Raw genomic sequence first — 20,708 nt, 5'->3', positions numbered from 1 at the left:
TGTATTCACAACAAAGAGTTGAGGGCAACAATGGCATTTCGAAATAATGTTCCGCAAGCCAGTTGGCGCTTGGCAAAAATTGCATTGGGCGGTATTGTTCTGACTGGCTTAGCTGTCGGAACATATGCCTATGCCCAGCAGAAGCCTCTACCTACCGTCGATAAGGTTGAATTAGACCGTTATTTAGGTGTGTGGTATGAAGTCGCGCGTAAACCTGCTTTTTTCCAAAAAAAATGTGCTTACAATGTATCTGCAACCTATACCTTAAATGAAAATGGAAACATAGTTGTAGATAACCGCTGCTACGATAATCAAAAGCAATTACAGCAATCTATCGGTGAGGCTTTTGTAGTCAATCCGCCGTATAACACGAAATTAAAGGTAAGCTTTTTACCAGAGGCTGTAAGATGGATTCCGATAATTCGTGGAGACTACTGGATTTTAAAGCTCGATGAAGATTACCAAACAGTTTTGGTAGGCGAACCTTCCCGAAAATATCTTTGGGTTTTATCTAGAACGCCACATCCACACAAAGAAGTGGTTGATGAATATCTAAATTATGCAAAAACATTAGGATTTGATATTCGAGATATTATTCATACCGAGCATAAAGAATAAATATATACTGCTTAAGAAAAAACCATGTTTTCGCATGGTTTTTTCTTTTTTATAGTGGATAAATCAAGTATTGTATCGCTTTATTTTTCTTAAAGTATAAAGAGGTTAGTGATGTTAAAGGGCGTGATTTTGTCTGTCATGGCATCATTAACTTTTGGTGTTCTTTATTTTTATACTCAATTACTCGGCCAGCTTGATAGTGAACAGACTTTCGGATGGCGTATTATTGCGACTTTGCCATTTTTAACTTTATTTATGTGGTGGAGTGGTGATTTAAGCCATATTAAAAATATATATCAACGTATTTTAGCGAAACCTTCTTTACTTCTATTACTCATTACAACATCCGTTTTGACTTCGGTGCAGTTATGGCTGTTTTTATGGGGGCCTATGCATGGACGTGGTTTGCAAGTTTCTTTGGGATATTTCCTGTTACCACTTGTTTTGGTTTTAGCGGGTAGTGTCTTATATGGAGAGAAAATATCGAAATTTCAGTGGGTCGCTATTGTCCTTGCAATTATTGGCGTAGGGCATGAGATTTTTCGACTAGGAAGTATTGCTTGGGAAACTGCTTTAGTGGCTATAGGTTATTCCGCTTATTTCTTGTTACGTAAGAAAATTAAAACGGATAATTTAGGGGGCTTTTGGTGGGACCTTCTGATTATTATGCCAGTTGCAATCTATCTGACACATACAGGGTTATTGCCATATAGTAAGTTCCTCGATCAGCCGACACTCGGGTTGGTTATTGCGGGTTTAGGTGTGCTTAGTGCTATAGGCTTGGGATGTTATATATTGGCAAGCCGTTATTTACCTTTGGTTGTGTTTGGTTTGCTTGGATATCTTGAACCGGTGTTACTTGCTTTAGCATCTTTAGTGCTGGGGGAAAGCATTGGTAAAGAAGAATGGTTTACTTATCTTCCAATTTGGTGTGCCGTTTTCGTATTGGTTTTAGAAGGGGCTTTTCATCTTTACCAACAGCAGCAAAAAGCCAAAAATTTGCAATTAAATATCGAAAAATATCAAAAAAGATTAAAAAATGATGCTCACGATTAGAGCATCAAAATCTAAAAAGTAAGAAAAAGCAAAAATTTAGCGGCTTTAAACAATAAGATAATAAAAAATAATTATAGGTATTTTATGAATTTATGATGAATTTTGGGAAAATCTAGCCACTAACGTCAGCTTTTGATTCATTCTTGCCAATAATTCCATTACAATTACGGGGTTTTAAAAATCACGCCTAGATATAATTAATTAGAGGACGTATCTGTGAGCAAAGACACTATCATCGCCCTGCACGCTGAACACCAAGGCCGTTGGAAAAACCGTGAAGAAATCGCGGAACGTATGATTGCATTAATCGGTCAATTATACCGTGAAAAAAATATTGTCGTATCTGTTTACGGTCGCTCTTTAATTAACCGTTCTGTTATCCAAATTTTGAAAACTCACCGTCGTACACGTGTTGTAGATGTTGAGCTTTCTGTAGTAAATACTTTCCCAATTTTAGAAGCTTTAGCAAAAGTTGAAAATATCGGTTCTGCAGAAGTTGATATCGGTAAACTTGCAGTTGAATATAAAGAAAAAGGCGGTGATGTTGACGCTTTTGTTGCTCAAGCTGTTGAGTCAATTAAAGGTAGCGCAACTTCTGAACAACCTAAAGATGTAGTTCTTTACGGTTTTGGTCGTATTGGCCGTATCTTGGCTCGTTTAATCATTAGCCAATCAGGTTTAGGTCGTGGTTTAAGCCTTAAAGCGATTGTTGTTCGTAAGTCTTCTGACGGTGACTTGGCTAAACGTGCTTCTTTACTTCGTCGTGATTCTATTCACGGTACTTTTGCAGGTACAATTTCTGTTGATGAAGAAAACGAAGCAATTATCGCTAACGGTAACTTCATTAAAGTGATCTATGCGTCTAGCCCAAGCGAAGTAGACTATACTCAATACGGTATTGAAAACGCGCTTTTAATCGACAACACTGGTAAATGGCGTGATGCTGAAGGCCTAAGCCAACACTTGAAATGCCCAGGTGTTGCACGTGTTGTATTAACTGCACCAAGTAAAGGCGAAATGAAAAACGTTGTATTTGGTGTAAACAACTCTGACATTTTAGATGAAGACAAAATCATCTCTGCTGCAAGTTGTACAACAAATGCGATCACTCCAATTCTTAAAGTATTGGATGACAAATATAAAGTTCTTAATGGTCACGTTGAGACAGTTCACTCATTTACAAATGACCAGAACTTGATCGATAACTACCATAAAGCTGATCGCCGTGGTCGTGCTGCTACATTGAACATGGTTATTACTGAAACTGGTGCTGCTAAAGCTGTTGCTAAAGCATTGCCTGCATTAAAAGGTAAGTTAACTGGTAACTCTGTACGTGTTCCAACACCAAACGTATCTCTTGCGATTTTAAACTTAACGCTCGATAAAGAAGTTGATCGTGAAGAAGTGAACGAATACATTCGTCAAATTTCAATCAACTCTAACCTTCAAGGTCAAATTGGTTATACCAACTCTACAGAAGTGGTATCAAGCGACTTTATCGGTTCTCGTACTGCTGGTGTATATGATGCTCAAGCAACGATTACTTCTGGTAACCGCTTAACTGCATATGTTTGGTACGATAACGAAGTAGGTTATAGCTGCCAAGTATTACGTATTGCTGAGCAAATGTGTGGCGTAAGCTATAAAAAAATCCCTGCAGAAACTAACGCTTAATCTGCTTTAACGTTAGATAAAAGAATGTGACAAAAAAACCCAGTTTAGACTGGGTTTTTTTACAACCGTACAAAATATATGCTGATTATTTTTTAGAAATCAATGAGAATACGGTTTAAGGAACAAAAAGAAATAGTAAGGGATTGGAATTGCAGCAGTTTAAAAGATTATTGATCGTCTTCTTTTTTATTATCATCGCGAATATATGTGGTGTACTTATCGCCATTTGGGTGTTTAAACATTTTAATATTTATATTCCTTTGAAAAACCAAGCAGTAGCGATCGATTTACAAGAACCATTACAGGTACAAGTTAAAGTAAAAGATGCTTTAAATGTCGATGTAAAAGGGCGAGTGAATGCTAATATTCCTATTAATGAGAAGTTAAATATTCCTTTGACGCAGACTTTAACACCACGTGTCTATTTCGATAATATGGTGCCGATTAGTACGGTTATTCCAGTTAAAGAAACTTTAAAAGTTGACCAAAGTTTGCCAATTGACACGAAAGTTCAGGTGAGAGTACTTGGTAAAGATATTACTTTGCCATTAAAAGGTAATATTCCTTTACAGTTGGATGTACCTATTGATATACAAGTTCCACTCGATCAAAAAGTTCATTTGAAGTTTGATGCGCCAGTAAAAACGGTCTTAAAAGAAAATCTTCATATTCCATTAAATGCTCAATTAAAAACAAATATTCCAATTCAGGGAAGTTTGAATGTCCCTGTGAAAACAGCTTTAAATGCGTCGGTAGATGTAAAAAATACCTTGCCAGTTAAAATCGAGCATGGTGAGTTAAAAATACCACTATCGAGCATGAGCCTGAATCGCGTTAAATCTGGCGAAGATCACTCTTCACCTGTTCAGAACCAGACAAAATAGGTGAATGGCTTATGTTTGGCTCATTAAAAAGTATATTAATCAGTTTCTTTCTGATTATGATACTCACGGCAATCTTATTTTGGTTCTATTTAAACATACAGGCTTCAGTTGTAGTTTCAGCACATGAGTCGGATATTCGTCTACCAGAATCATTAGAAACTAAAATACATGTTGGTAATAATTTGCAGGTCCAATCGATAGGTAAATTAGACACATCTATTGATATTGACCGTCAGATTTCAGTTCCATTAAAAGGAAGATACTTGGCTGATTTAGAGTTTGAAGTCGAGACTCCAATTACGGTAAGTGTTGATTATGCGACAACATTAAAAGTCGATCAGGTGATGCCTTTAGAAACAACCACTGATTTAATTTACAAAAATAAGTTATTACCAAGGTTTCCATTAAAATTAAATATCCCGATTAAACTTGATATTCCATTTCAGTTAAAACGTAGTTATACCATTCCGGTTAAAATTGCTTTTAATGGTCCGGTTTATTTTGAGTTTGACGAATCTATAAATTTGCCAATTAAACATCAGTTTAATCCAAGTTTGAACGTTAACGATGCAATGGAAATGGGGAATATTTCAAGCTTTAATGCCATTATGTATAACTCTGTTCAGCACACTAAAGCTAATTTGGACATGAAGATGGATTTACCTTTACGTAATGTCCATCCTTAGGTAATTAATCAATAAAAATAGATCATGGCTTGCTGTAGGTTTATATCCTGATAAAAAGAAATAAAATAAGCAGCAGGAAAGTAGAATTCTCTCGATTTTCTATTCGAGAATTTTCTGAAAATATGGCAGAATAGGCGGTTTTAGAGTTTTTAGAGGATTGGCAAATGCGCTTTGTTGATGAAGCAGTCATTACCGTAGAGGCTGGCGACGGTGGCAATGGCGTAGCCAGTTTTCGCCGTGAAAAATTTGTACCATTTGGTGGCCCAGATGGTGGTGATGGCGGACGTGGTGGAAGTATCTATATTCAAGCAGATGATGATACAAGTACCCTAGTCGATTACCGTTACACCCGTAAATTCCGCGCTGAGCGTGGTAAAAACGGTGCAGGTGCTAACTGTACCGGACGTGGTGGTGAAGATGTGGTTTTAAAAGTACCCGTTGGTACAACAATTGTTGATACAGATTCAGGCGATATTATTGGCGATCTGGTAGAAGACGGCCAAAGAGTCATGGTTGCAAGCGGTGGTGAAGGTGGTTTAGGAAATACTCACTTTAAATCATCAACCAACCGTGCTCCACGTAAATGTACGACAGGTACAAAAGGTGAGTTCCGTGAAATTCGCCTTGAGTTGAAAGTATTAGCAGATGTTGGCTTATTAGGTATGCCAAATGCTGGTAAATCAACATTTATTCGTGCAGTAAGTGCCGCGAAACCAAAAGTAGCAGATTATCCATTTACCACTATGGTTCCTAACCTAGGTGTAGTAGATGCTGACCGTCACCGCTCGTTTGTGATGGCAGATATTCCGGGACTTATTGAGGGTGCAGCAGAAGGTGCAGGTTTAGGTATTCGTTTCCTTAAGCATTTAGCACGTACACGTATTCTTTTGCACATTATTGATGTACAACCAATTGATGGTTCAGATCCGGCCCATAATGCTAAAGCAATTATGAATGAACTTGCCAAGTTTTCTCCTACTTTGGCGAAGTTACCAATTGTATTAGTACTTAATAAACTTGATCAGATTGCTGAAGAAAGCCGTGAAGAATGGTGTCAGCATATTCTAGATGAGTTGCAATGGACAGGTCCTGTCTTTAAGACCTCGGGTTTACTCGAAGAAGGAACCAAAGAAGTTGTTTATTACCTCATGGATCAGATTGAACAACAACGTGAACGTGAAGTTGAAGATCCTGAGTACGCAGCAGAAGTAAGAGCATTCCGTGAACAGCTTGAAGCTGAAACACGTGAACAGACCATTGCAGCGAAGGAAGCATATCGTGCTATGCGTAAGGCACAACGCCTTGAAAGCATGATGGACGATGATGATGACTTCGATGACGATGAAGACGATGGTGATGTAGAAAGCATCTACGTTCGTGACTAAAAAACCGAGGAAAACATGATAGAAGTGGTCGATGGGCAACGTAAGCTCAGTGAGTGTAAACGAATCGTTGTTAAAATCGGATCATCTTTACTCACGGCAAATGGGCAGGGTCTAGATCTGGACGCTATTTCGCATTGGGCGAAACAGATTGCAGATTTACACAATGCTGGACACGAAATTATTTTAGTGTCTTCAGGAGCTGTGGCAGAAGGTATGGTTCGTATGAAGCTTGCGAGTCGACCCACCGATCTACCCAGTCTTCAAGCATGCGCCGCAATTGGGCAGATGGGCCTAATTCATACTTGGTCTAGTGTGCTTGAAAATCATAGTATCCGAACTGCTCAGGTGTTGTTAACACATGATGATTTGGCAGACCGCCGTCGTTACTTAAATTCATGTGATGCATTGCAGAACTTGATTGATTGGCGTGTTATTCCGGTCATTAATGAAAACGATACTGTATCTACCGATGAGATTCGTTTTGGTGATAACGATACACTAGCAGCTATGGTTGCTGGTCAAGTACATGCTGATTTATTAATTATTTTAACAGATCAGCAAGGTATGTTTGATTCAGACCCACGTCATAATCCTGATGCAAAGTTATTATCAACTGTGCGTGCCATGGATGATGTTTTATTTGAAATGGCTGGTGGTGGCGGTGTGCTTGGACGAGGTGGCATGGTCACTAAAGTTCGTGCTGCACGTTTAGCTGCCAAGTCAGGTTGCCCGACATTGATTGCTAGTGGTGAAAGCGACAATGTGTTGTCACGAGTGATGGCTGGTGAGATGCTGGGTACATTGTTTACGACTGATAAAGACCGTATGACAGCGCATCAGCAATGGCTTGCTGCACATTTACAAACAGCGGGTCGTCTTGTAATTGATGATGGCGCAGTTGAAGCGATTAAATTGAAACATCGCAGTTTATTGCCTGTTGGGGTAAAAACTGTTGAAGGACATTTTGATCGTGGTGATGTGGTTGAATGTGTCGATAAACAAGGTAAACGTGTTGCGGTTGGGCGAGTGAATTTTAGCTCTCGTTCTGCTGAAATTATTAAAGGTCTTTCTTCAGACAAAGTTTATCAAGTACTTGGTGAAGCCCGTTCATTAGAAATGATTCATCGCGATCATATGGCAATTTACTAAGTTGTTCTAAATTAAAAAAGCTCGCATCATGCGAGCTTTTTTTGTGGGGTTAATGAGGGCAAGATTCGATCTTCACCGACCATAAAAGGATGTGTAGCAAGACTAAGCATGTCTAAATCTTCTGAGCTATTTCCATACGCATAGATTCGCTGATAATGTTTTAGAGAATATTGCTCATGTATTCTTAACTTCTTTTGCTCACTACTACAATCCGGAGTTGAGTAGTAACCTGTCATCATGCCATTTTTAATTTGAGTCTCTGTACAAATTAATTCGATATCTAGTAATTTGCAAAGTGGAGCAAGATAGATATCAATAGAGGCAGAAACTAATACCACCTGATCACCTAATAGCTGGTGTTGCTGTAATTGTGCAAAAATTTCAGGTGAAAGTGCAGAGACGAGTTCTTGTGCGTATTCTTCACCTAGTCTTTGCAATTCAATTGCAGGAGTATCTCTGAACATGCTACGAAATAGCTTGGCACGCATAGCATGGGCTGGATAAAAGTTAAGATAATAGGCTTGAATCCATGGCAGGATTTTCAAGCCTTGCTTCACAATATGACGTTTAGACAACGCATAAAAGATAAACCCTGTAAAACTGTCTTTACTGCACAAGGTTCCATCAAAATCGAACAGGGCGAGATTTTTTATAGTCTTATTCGTTTCGCTCGTTGCATACATGTTTCATATCGTCCGTTTACGCGGGTTGCATACCAGTTAGTATTATAGTCACGACTTAGTTTAGGCCCAGAAATCACCACTTGCGGCATAATTGCATAGAGCGGCTCTTTGCCAGTTTTTGATTTATAAAGTTTAGTCAGCGCAATATAAGTTTGAGTACTCTCAAACTTTTTCTCTTTTTCTAATTTTAAATCATCACGAATCTGTCTTGGTGTAACTAAAACATTATTACTAGCAAATACGGTAATTAGTTCTTTTTCTGACTCGCTTTGAGTTGCGCGTGGATCACCATCTTTTGTGTAAAGGAGTAGATCGCCATCAAGACTTATATCCTTGTCGGTGAGTTCTTTTAGCATTTTTTGAAAAGCTGCATTACGACTAGAGTACATACCAGAGTTGTAATCTGCAAAACGATAAATGGCTTTATCATAATCTGCCGGATAAACCATTAAACGGTGAATTCCATAATAAAGGCCGCCATACTCGGTATATAAGTCATCACGTAGTGCAGCAGTATTCATACTCGAGCGTTTGTTTGCTTTGGCATAATTAATATGAACTTGCATTGAACCCAGTGTAGTGATCGGATTCATTTTTTCGCCAATATCTTGTCCAACTAATTTAGCTGCGCCAGTTAAAGCACTCACGTGATAGTGTTTGGCCATAAAATCGAAAATTTCTCGGTAAAGTAAATCAAGGTCTTTCTCGGTTTTAACTTTACGCATCTGACTCATATAGTTATTGTCAGGAGAGGGTTGGGTTCTTAGTACTTCTTCAAAGTAACCTGCAATTGTTCCACCAATGGTTTTGCCAAGCTTATCTTCAAATTTTTCATTTAAACGTGTACTGACTTCCTCAACCGCTTTTTGTCCTAATCCTGGCACTTGAGGATTGGCGACAAAATTGGATTCCTGATCAACGACCGCCACAATACTACAGACATTTTGTTTGGTTTTAGGAATGTCTAAGTCTTTCATAATGTCATCAATATCTTTAGCCCATGACTCACGGTCATACACACGAGATGGGATGAGACGTTTGATTTGCTGGCTTTCTAATTCAGGCTCATCATTATTTGACCACCAGGCTTTATCTCCACAAGCAGCTAAACTCATGCATACGGCAACCATACCGAATGATTTAAATAAAAAACGGGAAGACAACGGTTTGTTCATGGAGAGGAGGACACCTGCATAAAAAGATGAGCTGATCAAGCGGATGAAGTATACTATGCCGATCATCAATTGTATGAATATATATGTATATTGGTCCCTATCAACTGTCAAATAATTTAATTGTTGCCCCTATGGCCGGTGTAACTGACCGTCCATTTAGAACGCTGTGCAAGTATTTCGGTGCGGGTCATGCAGTCAGTGAAATGATGACTGCTGACAAGACTTTACGTATGACTAAAAAAAGTCTTTATCGTGCTAATTTTGATGGAGAGTTAGCTCCAATTTCTGCACAGATTGCTGGTTCCGATCCAGAACAGTTGGCTGAAGCGGCTCGTTACCAAGTCGCAAATGGCGCGCAAATTGTTGATATCAATATGGGATGTCCTGCAAAGAAAGTATGTAATAAATTAGCGGGTTCAGCATTATTACAAGATGAAGATTTGGTAGCTCGAATATTAGATGCAGTCGTTGCAGCAGTTGATGTTCCGGTAACTTTAAAAACCCGTTTGGGATTTTTAAATGGCCAAGAGAATATTCTACGGGTGGCTAAGCGTGCCGAAGAGGCTGGCATCGCTGCATTAGCACTACACGGCCGTACGCGTGAAGATATGTATTTAAATACCGCCCGTTATGAATTGATTAAGCATGTTAAAGAATTAATCCATATTCCTGTGATTGCTAATGGTGATATTGATAGTCCTGAGAAAGCAAAATATGTACTGGACTATACTGGGGCGGATGCAATTATGATTGGGCGGGCTGCACAAGGTCGACCGTGGATTTTTCGTGAAATTGCCCATTACTTAAAAACTGGTGAACACCTTGCTGCTCCGAATATTGAAGAAGTTAAAGAAGTGCTTTTAGGGCATTTGTCTGAGTTATATCAGTTTTATGGTGAATACTCTGGTTGTCGTATTGCCCGTAAGCATATTGCTTGGTACACCAAAGGTTTACGCTCAAGTAATGAGTTTCGACAAAACATGTATAAAGTTGAAACGACTGCTGAACAAGCTTTAGTTGTTGAGAGCTATTTTAATCAATTACTTGCTGAAGGTAATTTGATGAGCGATGTTCAGGTTGAACAGGTTAATTTATTAGATACTCACTAAAATAAAGCAACCAGTACAGAGACTGGTTGCTTGGAATTTTTATCTATTCACTGTCTAGCATTTCAACGACCAGTTGATTAACCAGATCGGGTGCTTCAAGTTCACGTATTTGTGCAACGTTACTTCCTGCCCAAAAAGCACCAAAACCGTAATCTTGGTGTTTGCTTGCAATAGCATTTAGTTGCTTTGCTAAATCATAGGTATAAGGATATTCAGGTTGTACAGGGCGAGTAGGTGAATCAATTTTTGTATGCCAATGGTTGAGTATCCCCCGAGCAGGGCGCCCAGAAAGACTAGCACTAATCTGTGTTACAGGTTTACTAAATAGGGCTTTGCGGTATTCGGCAGAAGCATTTGAAGTTTGGCATTGAACAAATGCTGTCCCTAATTGGACTGCGGCTGCGCCTAAGCCCAACATATGTTTGGCTTGTAAGCCAGTCATTATGCCACCTGCGGCTACAACTGGAAGTGTACAGTGCTGCACAATCAGTTGAACCAAGTCACTAGTTTTAATTGCCCCATCAAAAGTCTGGTTGAAAATCCCTCTATGTCCGCCTGCCTCAATCCCTTGGGCAATAATAATATCGATGCCCGCTGCCTCAATAGCTTGAGCTTCGATCAAATTAGTTGCCGAAACCATAGTCAAAATACCAGCCTCTTTTAAAGCTTTAATTTGATGCGGATGCGGAATACCAAAGTGAAAACTTACTGCTTTTGGCTTAGTTTCTAAAACAACATTTAAAAAATCATCATTGTCTAAAAAACTTGGATAGATACAGTGTAATTCTTGGGGCGGTTGAGCACCGAATTTTTCAAAATGAGGACGTAGGTAATCAAGCCATTGTTTTGCTTTTTCTACATTAAGCTCAGTCGATTGATGACAGAAAAAATTAACTTGAAATGGGTTTTCCGTGAGCGCTTGAGTTTTTAAAATTTGTTCACGTGCACTTTGCGGTGTGTTTGCTCCTAAGCCTAATGATCCAAGGCCTCCTTGATTTGAAACCTCGGCTGCTAATTCAGGAGTAGAGACGCCCGCCATAGGAGCCAGAAAAATTGGATGTTTGATTGCAAGTTGTTGTAATAGGCTCATTTTATTCACCTCAATTCTTTCTCTTCACCATAACGTGAAAATAGAATGAAGAGCAAATAATATTGGCTATTTAATTTTTAAATATTAAGAGTCTTATTTAAAAAACTCTCTTATAAAGGAGTGACATTAAATAAGGAACCAATCCAGCTTGAAAAAGCCATCGCTAAAATACCCCATAAGGTAATACGTAAACTACCTTTGATTTTAGAAGTGCCTGCAAAATAACTCGAAAGGGCACCTAAAATTGCTAATGCCGCGATACCTGTAATAAGCACACTTGGCATAATTAAATGCTCTGGGCTAAACAAAATGGCAAGCATAGGGAAAAATGCCCCAAATGAAAATGATGCTGCTGAGGAGAGTGCTGCTTGAATTGGTTTTGCCGCCGTATTTTCATGAATACCGATTTCATCTCGGGCATGTGCACCCAAAGCATCATGAGTTGTAAGCTGAATAGCCACCTCCTTTGCTAGTTCTTTTGAAAGTCCCCTAGAAATATAGATTTGAGTTAATTCATCCAATTCTTTTTGAGGGTATTTTTTTAATTCTTTTGCCTCAATAGCTAAATCTGATTTTTCAATATCTTCTTGAGATTTAACCGAAATATATTCTCCGGCAGCCATTGAGGTTGCGCCTGAAATGAGCCCGGCAATACAAGTGATAAATAGAGTATGTGAGCTTGCCCCACTTGCAGCCATCCCCATAATTAAGCTAGTCACTGAAATAATGCCATCATTAGCGCCTAATACTGAGGCTCTTAGCCAACCTGAGCGTTGAATGGCATGATGCTCTGTATGATGTGGAAAAGCCATGTGTTTTTCCTTATTAATGTTTTATAAATGCTATGAAATTTTACAATTTATTGGTCAAAAAATATGTCATTATTATAGGAAATTTAGGGATAAGACAGAATAGATCAATAATAAAAATGGAGATTAAACAATTATTTTAAAACATCCTTAACCTAACTTAACGATGTAACTTATTATTTTTAATTATAATATTTATTGATCATTCCAGAGACTTGCCCTCCCTAATAAGTCTAATTTACTGTAGAGGTGAAAATGAAAAATATCAAAACAATAAACTCTATAACACATTCAATATTACTGATGGGAGCAGTGATCTCTTCTTTGGGAATGATCGGTATAAGCTCAGTTTATGCACAAGAGCAAGTCGACCCTGCATATAAGCCCGGTAACCCTATTTATGATAAATGGGATAGATTTTATAAAATTGAACAGTCTCAACCGCAAGAAGCAGAAAAAATATTAGTTGAGCTTAGTAAACTGACACCAACCGATATTAAAGTCTGGAAAAGTCTTACTTATTTACAGATTCGGCTTGAAAAAAGGGTAGAAGCTTTACAAAGCTTAAGGCAAGCAAGAAATTTAGCTCCTCAAGATGACACCTTAAAATTACAAGAAGCTTATTTGCTGAATCAGCAGAAAAAAGATCGTGAAGCATTGGTTTTATTTAAAGAGTTAAGTTCCTCTTCAGACCCTGAAATTGCTGCTAAAGCATCTCAGGCAGTTAAAAATTTAAGTGGGGGAGAAGTTAAACCATATTTTAGAGATATTTATTTTGCACCGTCTTATGAGTCACGTTATGACGATGTGATTTTTCCTTTAAAAATGAGGTATGGCAAAAACATCGATAACGGGCGAGCCCAAGTATATGGCTTTCTTAATTTAAACCGCGATACTCAATCACAAGGTGGGGTCCGACCTGAAATTATTGATGAAAATGCAGCCACTTTAGGGGTGGGGGCAAATTATCAACCATGGACTTCCATTCCTGTGCGAGCCTATGTCGAAGTTGGTGGAAGTTATGACTTGATTGATAGAAATAGAAAGCGATTTCGTGAGAGTGTTGTAGGCGGTGTAACGGGTTATCAAGAATGGTATTCACAATCAAACTGCGATCATTCACTTTGTTTAGATAATTATTTTACTGACTTATATGGCAATGTCGCGACTTATTCGAGAGAGGACTATAACGTTATTGGGGACTTACGCTTACGCACAGGTTTAAATCTCTATAAGGGTGAGAGTGGGTCTGTGCAGGCTTATGTGAAATTGCATGGCTTAGCGGATAGCGAAGATGAATATTACAATAATTTATTTGAATATGGCCCAGGCATTTCATGGCAGCCTTTTAATTATCAACCGATAAAACTACGGGTTGAACGTCTATATGGCAATTATTTTAAAGACGTACCGGTTAATACAAAAGATCATTACAACAATACTCGTGTAGAACTTGTTTTTTATAAGGATTTCTAATAATGAAGAAAATTTTTATTTCAATTGTATTTGGTACTCGTCCAGAGCTCATAAAGTTGGCTCCGGTAATTTTATTAGCAAAACAAGACTCACGATTTCAGGTAGAAGTTATTTTTACAGGACAACATGATGAATTAGTTCGAGATGCGATAGATTTCTTTGGGGTTGAAATTGATCATCGTCTTAAAATTATGAATGCTGGACAAAGCCTGAATCAGCTTTTAATTCATGGCTTAACGCAACTTGAAAATATCTATACAGATAGTCAAAAAAGAGATGCAATTGTTATTCAAGGTGATACTACAACCGTATTAGCTGCTGGGCTAGTTGCATTTTCAATGAAGATTCCTGTTGCCCATGTCGAAGCGGGTTTACGTTCTTATGATTTAGATCATCCATTTCCTGAAGAAGGCAACCGCCAGTTAGTTTCTCGTATTACCAAATGGCATTTTGCCCCTACAGAACAATCAAAGCGTAACTTGTTAAATGAGCAGATTCCACCTTCATTGATTACAGTGACAGGGAATACGGTAGTCGATGCTGTGTATTTAGGAAGGAAACTCATAGCTGAAAAGACGGGTTTGAAAAATCAACTTGAGCCTTACGGAATTGAATTAAAACAAAATGATAAAGTTGTACTTATAACTGCTCACCGCCGTGAGAATTTTGGCGAAGGAATTCAGAATATTTGTAATGCTGTTGAGTATTTAGCAAAACATCATCCTGATTTACATTTTATTTGGCCTGTACATTTAAATCCTGCTGTACATAATGTAGTGCACGATAAGTTTAAAAATCATGCTCAAATTCATCTTGTGAAGCCACTCGATTATCCAAGTTTATTGGCCGTTATCGACCGCTCCACCTTTATTTTAACGGACTCTGGTGGTTTACAAGAAGAAAGCCCATCATTTAATAAGCCTGTCTTAATTTTAAGAGACACGACTGAACGCCCGGAAGTGGTAGAGGTGGGAGCAGGGGTATTGGTTGGAACAAATCAGCAGAAAATTATTGAAGAGGCTGAGAAACTTTTAACGGATTCGCAGCATTACCAAAAAATGGCTCATGTTGAAAATCCGTTTGGTGATGGATGTGCTGCCCAGCGAATATTAGATGAAATTGCCAGAACTTATAACTAGAGATCATTTATTTTGAGTTTTCTGGTCCGTTTATGGTGGCGGGTGTGCTGCCATAAACGAATCGATACCATAGACCGACAATATAAACGGACCATCGGCCCATATAGTGGGGGCCATCAAAAATATAAATTTTTTTCCCTTCATACGCCTTAATTTGAGAGATAATTTCCCAAGGATAGGCTGCACGAAATTGACCATTTTTCTTGGTTCGAAATGCTTCTAAAACAATAACCGTTTTATCTTTTCCAAGTGTCTGCTCAAGTTGATCTAAAATGCGTCTAGCTTGTTCGGGAGTTCTTACTCCGACACCTACACCATCTTGGAAAAAAACGCCTGCTTGTTGAGGAAGCCAGCTTTTAACCCATAAATCGTAGTTTTCGGGTTCACTTTCACCACTATAAACACTAACCCAAATAGGTGAGGGTAATTTTTCCAAAACATGTCCTAAGGTACTTACTCTTAGCCATGTTGGGTCGGCTTCTACTGGAAAATAATAGCCTTTTAAAGATGCATCATTTTGTTCTTGAATAATTTGTGCAGATTTTTCTCCCAAAGCAACGACATTAGCACGCGCTTCGTGTTCATTATATTCACCTGCTAACCCCAATATAAGATTTTTAGCCCAAGGTTGCTGTTTAATTTTTTGTAAATCAATGGCTTTTTCCCATTGAGGAAGATTGGAGTTTTTCCACCAAGATTTAGATTCAACGACTGACCATTGGGGAACAAAAGTATTTATTCCTAAGTAATGCCAGTTTCCTTTAGGAGGAGTAGTATCATTGTCAGGTTGCCAGAAGATACCCTCAATAATGGGAGGTTGCCCATGATTTTTGAACAACCCCGCATAACCCACTACACTACATATAATTAAAATAATAAAAGCAGTTATTTTAATTGGTATCTGTTTTTTCATTATTACGTCGTAACCAATACCACAAGAAGATCACTATTATCATAATTGCAGAGATAATCACAACTAATAAAAAGAATGATGATTGCTGAACTAATGGCGCTTTTTGATTACCTACAATTAATTTTTGAAGAACATAAATATTGCCGTTTTCAGACACCAGCATTTTGGTCACATTATTTGGGATTTTATGCTGTATTTTTCCCCATAAATGCATAAAGGTTTGTGCACCGTTTTCAGAGTCTGTAATTACATCGAAGCGGTTATTGTTATAACTTACGATAAAGCCATTCGCTGCTGCGGGTGCATAAATAATATTTTGATGCATTAAGACTTGTTGCTGATAAATCTCTTTGTTCACTCTCACATTCACTGCTTGTGGGGAAGTCGGAGAGAAGCGTACTAGGTTCACTGGCATTGGTGCCTGTGTCAGCAGCATGTTTTTAGCGACTTGTCCTAAAATAATGGCAATATTTAATGCCCCTGATTGGTCATCAATTGCAATCGTTGGCTTGGTGGCTAAGGTCATTGAAAGAGCAGCAACACCATTTTTAAGTTTATGGGGAAGTTTTACCGTTGATTTGGCGGTATCAACCCAAAGTGAGCCGTGAGCATTGGGTAAACATTGAGAATTGGCAATAACCGAGTTTTCAAGTTTCAAGCTAAAGTTGGTTGTATTTGAAATTTCCTTGGCAAAGATGTTGAACTGTCGGTTTACAGGGTCGGATGCGAGATCCGCCGTTTTCATACTTCCTGCAAGTCCTCCATCAATCCATGCTGTAATATTTGAACCTTGTAATAGTCCACTTTGAATACGAAGTGCGATTTGCCCTTGCAGAATATCAGTAGGTTGCCATACTGCCGGAAAATCAAGAAATAAATTCTTTTCGGCATGATTTAGTCGAAAATCCTGAATACCTAGATCTGCAAGCGTATCAATTTTTTTAAATTGCGCCCAAGCTGGTGCTGAGATTGTAGTTGGAAAAATAGCGCTACCCGTATCAAGCTGTTGCACATAAGTTGGATTAATTAGCCCGTTAATGGCAGCGGTAAGCTCTTGTGGAGTGTGATAAGTAATAGATAGCGTCGGTACACCTTCAGCCAGTTTAGCAATTTGTACTAAGGCTCCTCCTTTGAGTGGGCTTGCCGAACGAATCACTTCAATAATAAAGTTCGTTTCAGGATTTAGATTGGTTTGGCCTGAATCAACCCATTCAATTGGCGTTACGGAGCTCCACGAACTTACTAATCGGCCCAACATAGAGGCTTCGGTAATTTCTTTACGGTTATATTTTAAAATTCCGACAAAAGGTGTAGGTCGTCTAGCCTGAGGGTTAAATAAAGCGTCCGGTAGATCTTTTAAACGGTACTCATTTCGAATAGGCGTAAAGTCGAGTTGAGAATTACTCAAATAAGTTAAGTGATCAATATCTTCTGTACAGAATGTTTCTTTTGTTTGGTTAAGCGTCGTTGGTTTTGCATATTGTTGAATAATAAAATCTAAACGGTGAAAACCACTCTGACTGGCAGGAATATTAAATTTGAATTGGCCATCACCATTAAGCGTAGTGTTATAAATGAGCTTATCGTCATATTTGACGAGTACTGTTGTGTCATTTTCAGTTGAGTAGTCACTCGAAAACTGAATGTTTTGCCATTCAGCACCTTTTCCAATATAGAAAAAGTGAGGCTCGACTGTATATTTAGTCGAGGTACTAATATCGTCGAGTTTCCATGTATAAGCATGAGTAGACATGCCAAGCAAAAAACTGGTGCTGGCAAGGAGCACTTGAGCTGTTTGGTAAAGATCAAAAGTCTTTTTCATTTATTTTTTCTCCTTGCTACGTTCCGTTTTGTACCATTGAAGGGAGTTGCCCTGTATTTTATTTTTTAGCATGTCGAATGCGGCTTTAAACACAATAAATAAGAAGATTTGTGAGTAACTTACGTAAGATAAGACAGAATAAAAATAGAGTTCTGGTTTAACTTTTTCTAAAGAAAGCGTAAACCACATTTGTGCTACATAGAGACAAAATGAGAGTCCCCACAGTAGTGTAAATGGACCAGGAACTGAAATACCTGCAATATCAAGTAAGCCAAGCGTTAAGGTAATATGACTCCAGAATAAAGCCGGTACAAAAAGGATATAGCACATAATGTTATTTAGAATTTCAATTCCGATTGGGAATGGGGTTCTGAGTGCTACAGGTAAATATTTGCGTGTTACATAAAAATTACCTTGAGTCCAGCGTGAGCGCTGTTTAACGAATACACTTAACGAAGGAGGGTCCTGTTGCCAACCGATTGCATAGGGAACCCATTTAATTCGTTTTTGTCCGATAAAAATTCGGAAACTCATTTCTGTATCATCGACTAGCGATTTTTCATCAAAACCGCCCAAAGTCTCTAGAGCATCGCGCCAGATGACATAATTTGTTCCCATTAATGTTGATAGTTCAAAACGTTGCCAGCGTCCACCTTGAAAGATCCATTGGAAAAAGATGAATTCAATCGCAATAAAACGAGTCAAAATACTATCTTGCCAGTTACGGGTTCTGACTTTGCCATTTACCGCGACTAGCTTTTTATCGGCTAACAAGGTTTGGGCAAGTAATCGGACGCAATCGGGTTCAGGGGTGCTATCGGCGTCGTAAACAACAATTAACTCACCTTTGGCATGGGGAAGACCATTATTAAGCGTTCTTGATTTACCTTTACCACCCATCCCTTTGGGTACATTGACAATTTTTATGCAAGGATAAATTTTTGCGAGGTTTTCTGCGATTTCAAGGGTGTTGTCTTTGGAGCCATCATTGATCAGTAAGACTTCATAAGACTTTGCCGGATAGTCCTGTTGAGCAATGGCATGCAAAGTGTCCTCAATCACAACGCCTTCATTATAAGCAGGGATCAAAACACTTAAGACTGGCCATCTTTCTGGTATTGGTAAGTTTTGCAGCTCTTTTTCAGCCGTTTTGGAATACTTCCACGCTTGATAGCTTAACCATGCCCAAAATGCTTGTGGAATCCAAATACCTAAAAAGCCAAATAAAAACAGGATATCAATTGGAGCCATTTTTACGGACCCTCCTAATAATAGAAGAGATGAGCAGCAATAATAAAATTGCCCCCACCACTAAGGAGATCCATGAAATATAGCTACCAAACGTGCCGAGTAGATCCGGATACGTCGTTGTTAAAATCAGGTCAAGTGGAACAACAACAATACTTAATATAATAAATATATAACCTATAAGATTCGTACTTACATGTTCAGGAGTACTCTCATAATCAATATTATTAAAGTTCCAAGAAATGCCGAGTTGAGGATATCGAATATTAGATAGAGGTAAATCAGCAGGGGGATTAATGATAATTTCATAACCTGAAACATGACCGTTAAAACCCTTGGCCGAGTAAAAAAAATGTTGGCCTTGTCTGACTTCTCTTGAGGGTAATGGTAAATTTGCTGAATTTAGCTGGATAATATAACTACCTGCTGGTTGAGAAATTAAATTTTCATCCCATCCCGTACTCACAAAAGCAGCCATTGGGCGTAAACCAATAGCGGTCGAAAAAGTTGCTTTTGCGGCAAAATATTGAGGTTGTTCAGTTTTAAAAAGCACAATAGGAATAGCACCTTGGCTTACTGCTTCTTTTAACAAGAAATAGTGAGGAAAACCGAATACTTCGTCTGGCAAGATAATGCCGGGTCTAATTCCGTTATGGATAAACTTTTGGAAACTTTCAGAGCTAATCTGATCAATCGTAAAGACAGGCCACCATGTATCTTGGTAAGGGAAAAACATGGAAAGATCACTAGGACTTTGAACCTCGGCTTTTATTTGCTCAGCTTTAATTTCGCAATGATAATATTGTCGATAGAACTGTTGTAATGTGGCATCTGGATATTGGCTAGAGGCGATTACAATTCCACAAATATTAAGAAGATTAGACATTAGCTCATCTCCTCGGGTGGAAGAGGAACAATTTTGTATTCCACCTCAAGACGCAAGGTCGTAATTTCTTTTAATTTTTTTAAGAATACAGGGTCTTCTTCTGTTTTCTGCTGGCGAATCATAATACTGTAAATATTTTCCAGATCATCATCTGCAAACTGGAAAACAATCTCGTTGGGTTCATGTTGGCTCAAAATTTTAATCATTTCATTTTGAGTTGTTTTCCAGACATCATCGCCTAACATTTCTTTAATCAGACTGCGATTAAGAATTCGAATTTCGAATACTTCATAATCTTGTACATTGTGGTGATCAAGTAATTTAAAAAAACTACGCTGAAAGTATTTTAAAGCACTGAGCGGGAAAATATCGCGGCGATAATTTCGGTCATAGCTTTGAATATCACGGTATTTCTGTACATTAATTTCAATATTGTGGCGTACGGCACTTAGAAAGAGCGGTATTAGGGGAATAATGAATAGTAAAAGTAACTGACGTTCAATATGTGTTTGTGCGCCTAAGTCGAGTAAAAAGTATACGGCAACTCCAATAAAAGCCACTAAACCTACAATTAAAGACAAACCGACTTCTAAAAAAGCACCTGAAATTAAAAGAAGAAGAATAAAAATCCAACTTCCTCTAAAACTCACAGGCAGCCACTCGTATGCAACCATTCCCATAAATAGATGAGCTGCGATAATCCATAAGACGAGTGTTCTACCGGGGTGTTTTTGTTGCATGTGGCCTATGCTACCTTTTTTGTAATGTTAATTTTTTTATACTTTTATAATGAAAGGTGTTGATTTGCGAAGTAGTTGTTGTTTCTGTCCTTTTTAGGTATCTATTATGTTTATTTGTAGATTAAAGCCACTGTATAGTCAAACCTTGTTATTAATTTTTCATCAA

The 20,708-nt window shown here is 38.3% G+C and carries 19 protein-coding genes; 10 read left to right on the top strand and 9 right to left on the bottom strand.

The window, feature by feature from the left end:
- Window positions 1-30 precede the first annotated feature (30 nt).
- The 7 genes from EG365_RS03450 (at window position 31) to proB (ending at window position 7,452) form a co-directional block, all read left to right on the top strand.
- Window positions 31-618, top strand: coding sequence for a lipocalin family protein (locus EG365_RS03450; RefSeq protein ID WP_000885644.1), 588 nt, complete (start codon window positions 31-33; stop codon window positions 616-618).
- Between the two features lie 108 nt (window positions 619-726).
- A complete protein-coding gene (gene rarD / locus EG365_RS03445) occupies window positions 727-1,674 on the top strand; it encodes an EamA family transporter RarD (protein ID WP_014466252.1) in 948 nt (315 codons plus the stop codon).
- A 216-nt stretch (window positions 1,675-1,890) separates the two neighbouring features.
- The gene (locus EG365_RS03440) at window positions 1,891-3,348 is read left to right on the top strand and encodes a glyceraldehyde-3-phosphate dehydrogenase (RefSeq protein WP_000031228.1); all 1,458 of its coding nucleotides are present in this window, start codon (window positions 1,891-1,893) and stop codon (window positions 3,346-3,348) included.
- A 149-nt stretch (window positions 3,349-3,497) separates the two neighbouring features.
- The gene (locus tag EG365_RS03435; RefSeq protein ID WP_001183836.1) at window positions 3,498-4,232 is read left to right on the top strand and encodes a hypothetical protein; all 735 of its coding nucleotides are present in this window, start codon (window positions 3,498-3,500) and stop codon (window positions 4,230-4,232) included.
- 11 nt (window positions 4,233-4,243) lie between these two features.
- Entirely contained in the window at window positions 4,244-4,918 is a 675-nt protein-coding gene (locus EG365_RS03430) for a hypothetical protein (RefSeq protein WP_000468065.1), read from the top strand.
- 164 nt (window positions 4,919-5,082) lie between these two features.
- Window positions 5,083-6,303 carry an Obg family GTPase CgtA gene (cgtA, locus tag EG365_RS03425; RefSeq protein WP_001212949.1) on the top strand — a complete coding sequence of 407 codons (1,221 nt, stop codon included), beginning with the start codon at window positions 5,083-5,085 and terminating at the stop codon, window positions 6,301-6,303.
- A gap of 15 nt (window positions 6,304-6,318) precedes the next feature.
- Window positions 6,319-7,452: a glutamate 5-kinase gene (gene proB / locus EG365_RS03420; protein ID WP_000573844.1), complete on the top strand. Its 1,134-nt coding sequence runs from the start codon at window positions 6,319-6,321 to the stop codon at window positions 7,450-7,452.
- Between the two features lie 26 nt (window positions 7,453-7,478).
- Here the strand turns inward: proB and EG365_RS03415 are convergent, their stop codons facing one another.
- A complete protein-coding gene (locus EG365_RS03415) occupies window positions 7,479-8,135 on the bottom strand; it encodes an HAD-IB family hydrolase (RefSeq protein WP_000271361.1) in 657 nt (218 codons plus the stop codon).
- Window positions 8,102-9,310 carry a DUF1615 domain-containing protein gene (locus EG365_RS03410; protein ID WP_001039861.1) on the bottom strand — a complete coding sequence of 403 codons (1,209 nt, stop codon included), beginning with the start codon at window positions 9,308-9,310 and terminating at the stop codon, window positions 8,102-8,104. The genes EG365_RS03415 and EG365_RS03410 overlap by 34 nt, the downstream gene beginning before the upstream one ends.
- Before the next feature lie 83 nt (window positions 9,311-9,393).
- On the opposite strand from EG365_RS03410, the gene dusB reads away from it, so the two are divergent.
- The gene (dusB, locus tag EG365_RS03405) at window positions 9,394-10,419 is read left to right on the top strand and encodes a tRNA dihydrouridine synthase DusB (RefSeq protein WP_000275423.1); all 1,026 of its coding nucleotides are present in this window, start codon (window positions 9,394-9,396) and stop codon (window positions 10,417-10,419) included.
- 43 nt (window positions 10,420-10,462) lie between these two features.
- Here the strand turns inward: dusB and EG365_RS03400 are convergent, their stop codons facing one another.
- Both EG365_RS03400 and EG365_RS03395 read right to left on the bottom strand, forming a co-directional pair.
- Window positions 10,463-11,509: an NAD(P)H-dependent flavin oxidoreductase gene (locus EG365_RS03400; RefSeq protein ID WP_000055185.1), complete on the bottom strand. Its 1,047-nt coding sequence runs from the start codon at window positions 11,507-11,509 to the stop codon at window positions 10,463-10,465.
- Window positions 11,510-11,619: 110 nt separating this feature from the next.
- Window positions 11,620-12,321, bottom strand: a complete 702-nt coding sequence (locus EG365_RS03395) for a VIT1/CCC1 transporter family protein (protein ID WP_000885355.1) — start codon at window positions 12,319-12,321, stop codon at window positions 11,620-11,622.
- A gap of 252 nt (window positions 12,322-12,573) precedes the next feature.
- Here EG365_RS03395 and EG365_RS03390 point away from each other — a divergent pair, with 252 nt between their 5' ends.
- Together EG365_RS03390 and wecB are read left to right on the top strand one after the other, a co-directional pair.
- On the top strand, window positions 12,574-13,794 hold the full coding sequence (locus EG365_RS03390) for a tetratricopeptide repeat protein (RefSeq protein ID WP_001988579.1): 1,221 nt from the start codon (window positions 12,574-12,576) through the stop codon (window positions 13,792-13,794).
- A 2-nt stretch (window positions 13,795-13,796) separates the two neighbouring features.
- Window positions 13,797-14,933: a non-hydrolyzing UDP-N-acetylglucosamine 2-epimerase gene (gene wecB / locus EG365_RS03385; RefSeq protein ID WP_000718061.1), complete on the top strand. Its 1,137-nt coding sequence runs from the start codon at window positions 13,797-13,799 to the stop codon at window positions 14,931-14,933.
- Window positions 14,934-14,940: 7 nt separating this feature from the next.
- Here the strand turns inward: wecB and EG365_RS03380 are convergent, their stop codons facing one another.
- From EG365_RS03380 to EG365_RS03360, 5 genes are read right to left on the bottom strand one after another with little or no spacing between them, the layout of a single operon-like run.
- Complete coding sequence (locus tag EG365_RS03380; RefSeq protein ID WP_000744212.1) at window positions 14,941-15,846, bottom strand: hypothetical protein; 906 nt, start codon at window positions 15,844-15,846, stop codon at window positions 14,941-14,943.
- A complete protein-coding gene (locus tag EG365_RS03375) occupies window positions 15,824-17,668 on the bottom strand; it encodes a hypothetical protein (protein ID WP_000750603.1) in 1,845 nt (614 codons plus the stop codon). Before EG365_RS03375 ends, EG365_RS03380 begins: the two co-directional genes overlap by 23 nt.
- Window positions 17,669-18,919 carry a glycosyltransferase family 2 protein gene (locus tag EG365_RS03370; RefSeq protein WP_000035259.1) on the bottom strand — a complete coding sequence of 417 codons (1,251 nt, stop codon included), beginning with the start codon at window positions 18,917-18,919 and terminating at the stop codon, window positions 17,669-17,671.
- Complete coding sequence (locus tag EG365_RS03365) at window positions 18,906-19,802, bottom strand: hypothetical protein (protein WP_000067476.1); 897 nt, start codon at window positions 19,800-19,802, stop codon at window positions 18,906-18,908. Before EG365_RS03365 ends, EG365_RS03370 begins: the two co-directional genes overlap by 14 nt.
- Window positions 19,802-20,542: a hypothetical protein gene (locus EG365_RS03360; RefSeq protein WP_001186267.1), complete on the bottom strand. Its 741-nt coding sequence runs from the start codon at window positions 20,540-20,542 to the stop codon at window positions 19,802-19,804. Before EG365_RS03360 ends, EG365_RS03365 begins: the two co-directional genes overlap by 1 nt.
- Window positions 20,543-20,708 lie beyond the last annotated feature (166 nt).

The organism is Acinetobacter sp. FDAARGOS_494 (assembly GCF_003812225.1).
GTDB lineage: Bacteria > Pseudomonadota > Gammaproteobacteria > Pseudomonadales > Moraxellaceae > Acinetobacter > Acinetobacter baumannii.
This window is presented reverse-complemented; position numbering and strand designations above follow the sequence as displayed.

Bases quoted from the DNA above. Each gene is read 5' to 3' on its own strand.
- EG365_RS03450 (WP_000885644.1), top strand. From the start codon at position 31: ATGGCATTTCGAAATAATGTTCCGCAAGCCAGTTGGCGCTTGGCAAAA.
- EG365_RS03430 (WP_000468065.1), top strand. From the start codon at position 4,244: ATGTTTGGCTCATTAAAAAGTATATTAATCAGTTTCTTTCTGATTATG.
- cgtA (WP_001212949.1), top strand. From the start codon at position 5,083: ATGCGCTTTGTTGATGAAGCAGTCATTACCGTAGAGGCTGGCGACGGT.
- proB (WP_000573844.1), top strand. From the start codon at position 6,319: ATGATAGAAGTGGTCGATGGGCAACGTAAGCTCAGTGAGTGTAAACGA.
- EG365_RS03415 (WP_000271361.1), bottom strand. From the start codon at position 8,135: ATGTATGCAACGAGCGAAACGAATAAGACTATAAAAAATCTCGCCCTG.
- EG365_RS03410 (WP_001039861.1), bottom strand. From the start codon at position 9,310: ATGAACAAACCGTTGTCTTCCCGTTTTTTATTTAAATCATTCGGTATG.
- dusB (WP_000275423.1), top strand. From the start codon at position 9,394: ATGTATATTGGTCCCTATCAACTGTCAAATAATTTAATTGTTGCCCCT.
- EG365_RS03400 (WP_000055185.1), bottom strand. From the start codon at position 11,509: ATGAGCCTATTACAACAACTTGCAATCAAACATCCAATTTTTCTGGCT.
- EG365_RS03395 (WP_000885355.1), bottom strand. From the start codon at position 12,321: ATGGCTTTTCCACATCATACAGAGCATCATGCCATTCAACGCTCAGGT.
- EG365_RS03390 (WP_001988579.1), top strand. From the start codon at position 12,574: ATGAAAAATATCAAAACAATAAACTCTATAACACATTCAATATTACTG.
- wecB (WP_000718061.1), top strand. From the start codon at position 13,797: ATGAAGAAAATTTTTATTTCAATTGTATTTGGTACTCGTCCAGAGCTC.
- EG365_RS03380 (WP_000744212.1), bottom strand. From the start codon at position 15,846: ATGAAAAAACAGATACCAATTAAAATAACTGCTTTTATTATTTTAATT.
- EG365_RS03375 (WP_000750603.1), bottom strand. From the start codon at position 17,668: ATGAAAAAGACTTTTGATCTTTACCAAACAGCTCAAGTGCTCCTTGCC.
- EG365_RS03370 (WP_000035259.1), bottom strand. From the start codon at position 18,919: ATGGCTCCAATTGATATCCTGTTTTTATTTGGCTTTTTAGGTATTTGG.
- EG365_RS03365 (WP_000067476.1), bottom strand. From the start codon at position 19,802: ATGTCTAATCTTCTTAATATTTGTGGAATTGTAATCGCCTCTAGCCAA.
- EG365_RS03360 (WP_001186267.1), bottom strand. From the start codon at position 20,542: ATGCAACAAAAACACCCCGGTAGAACACTCGTCTTATGGATTATCGCA.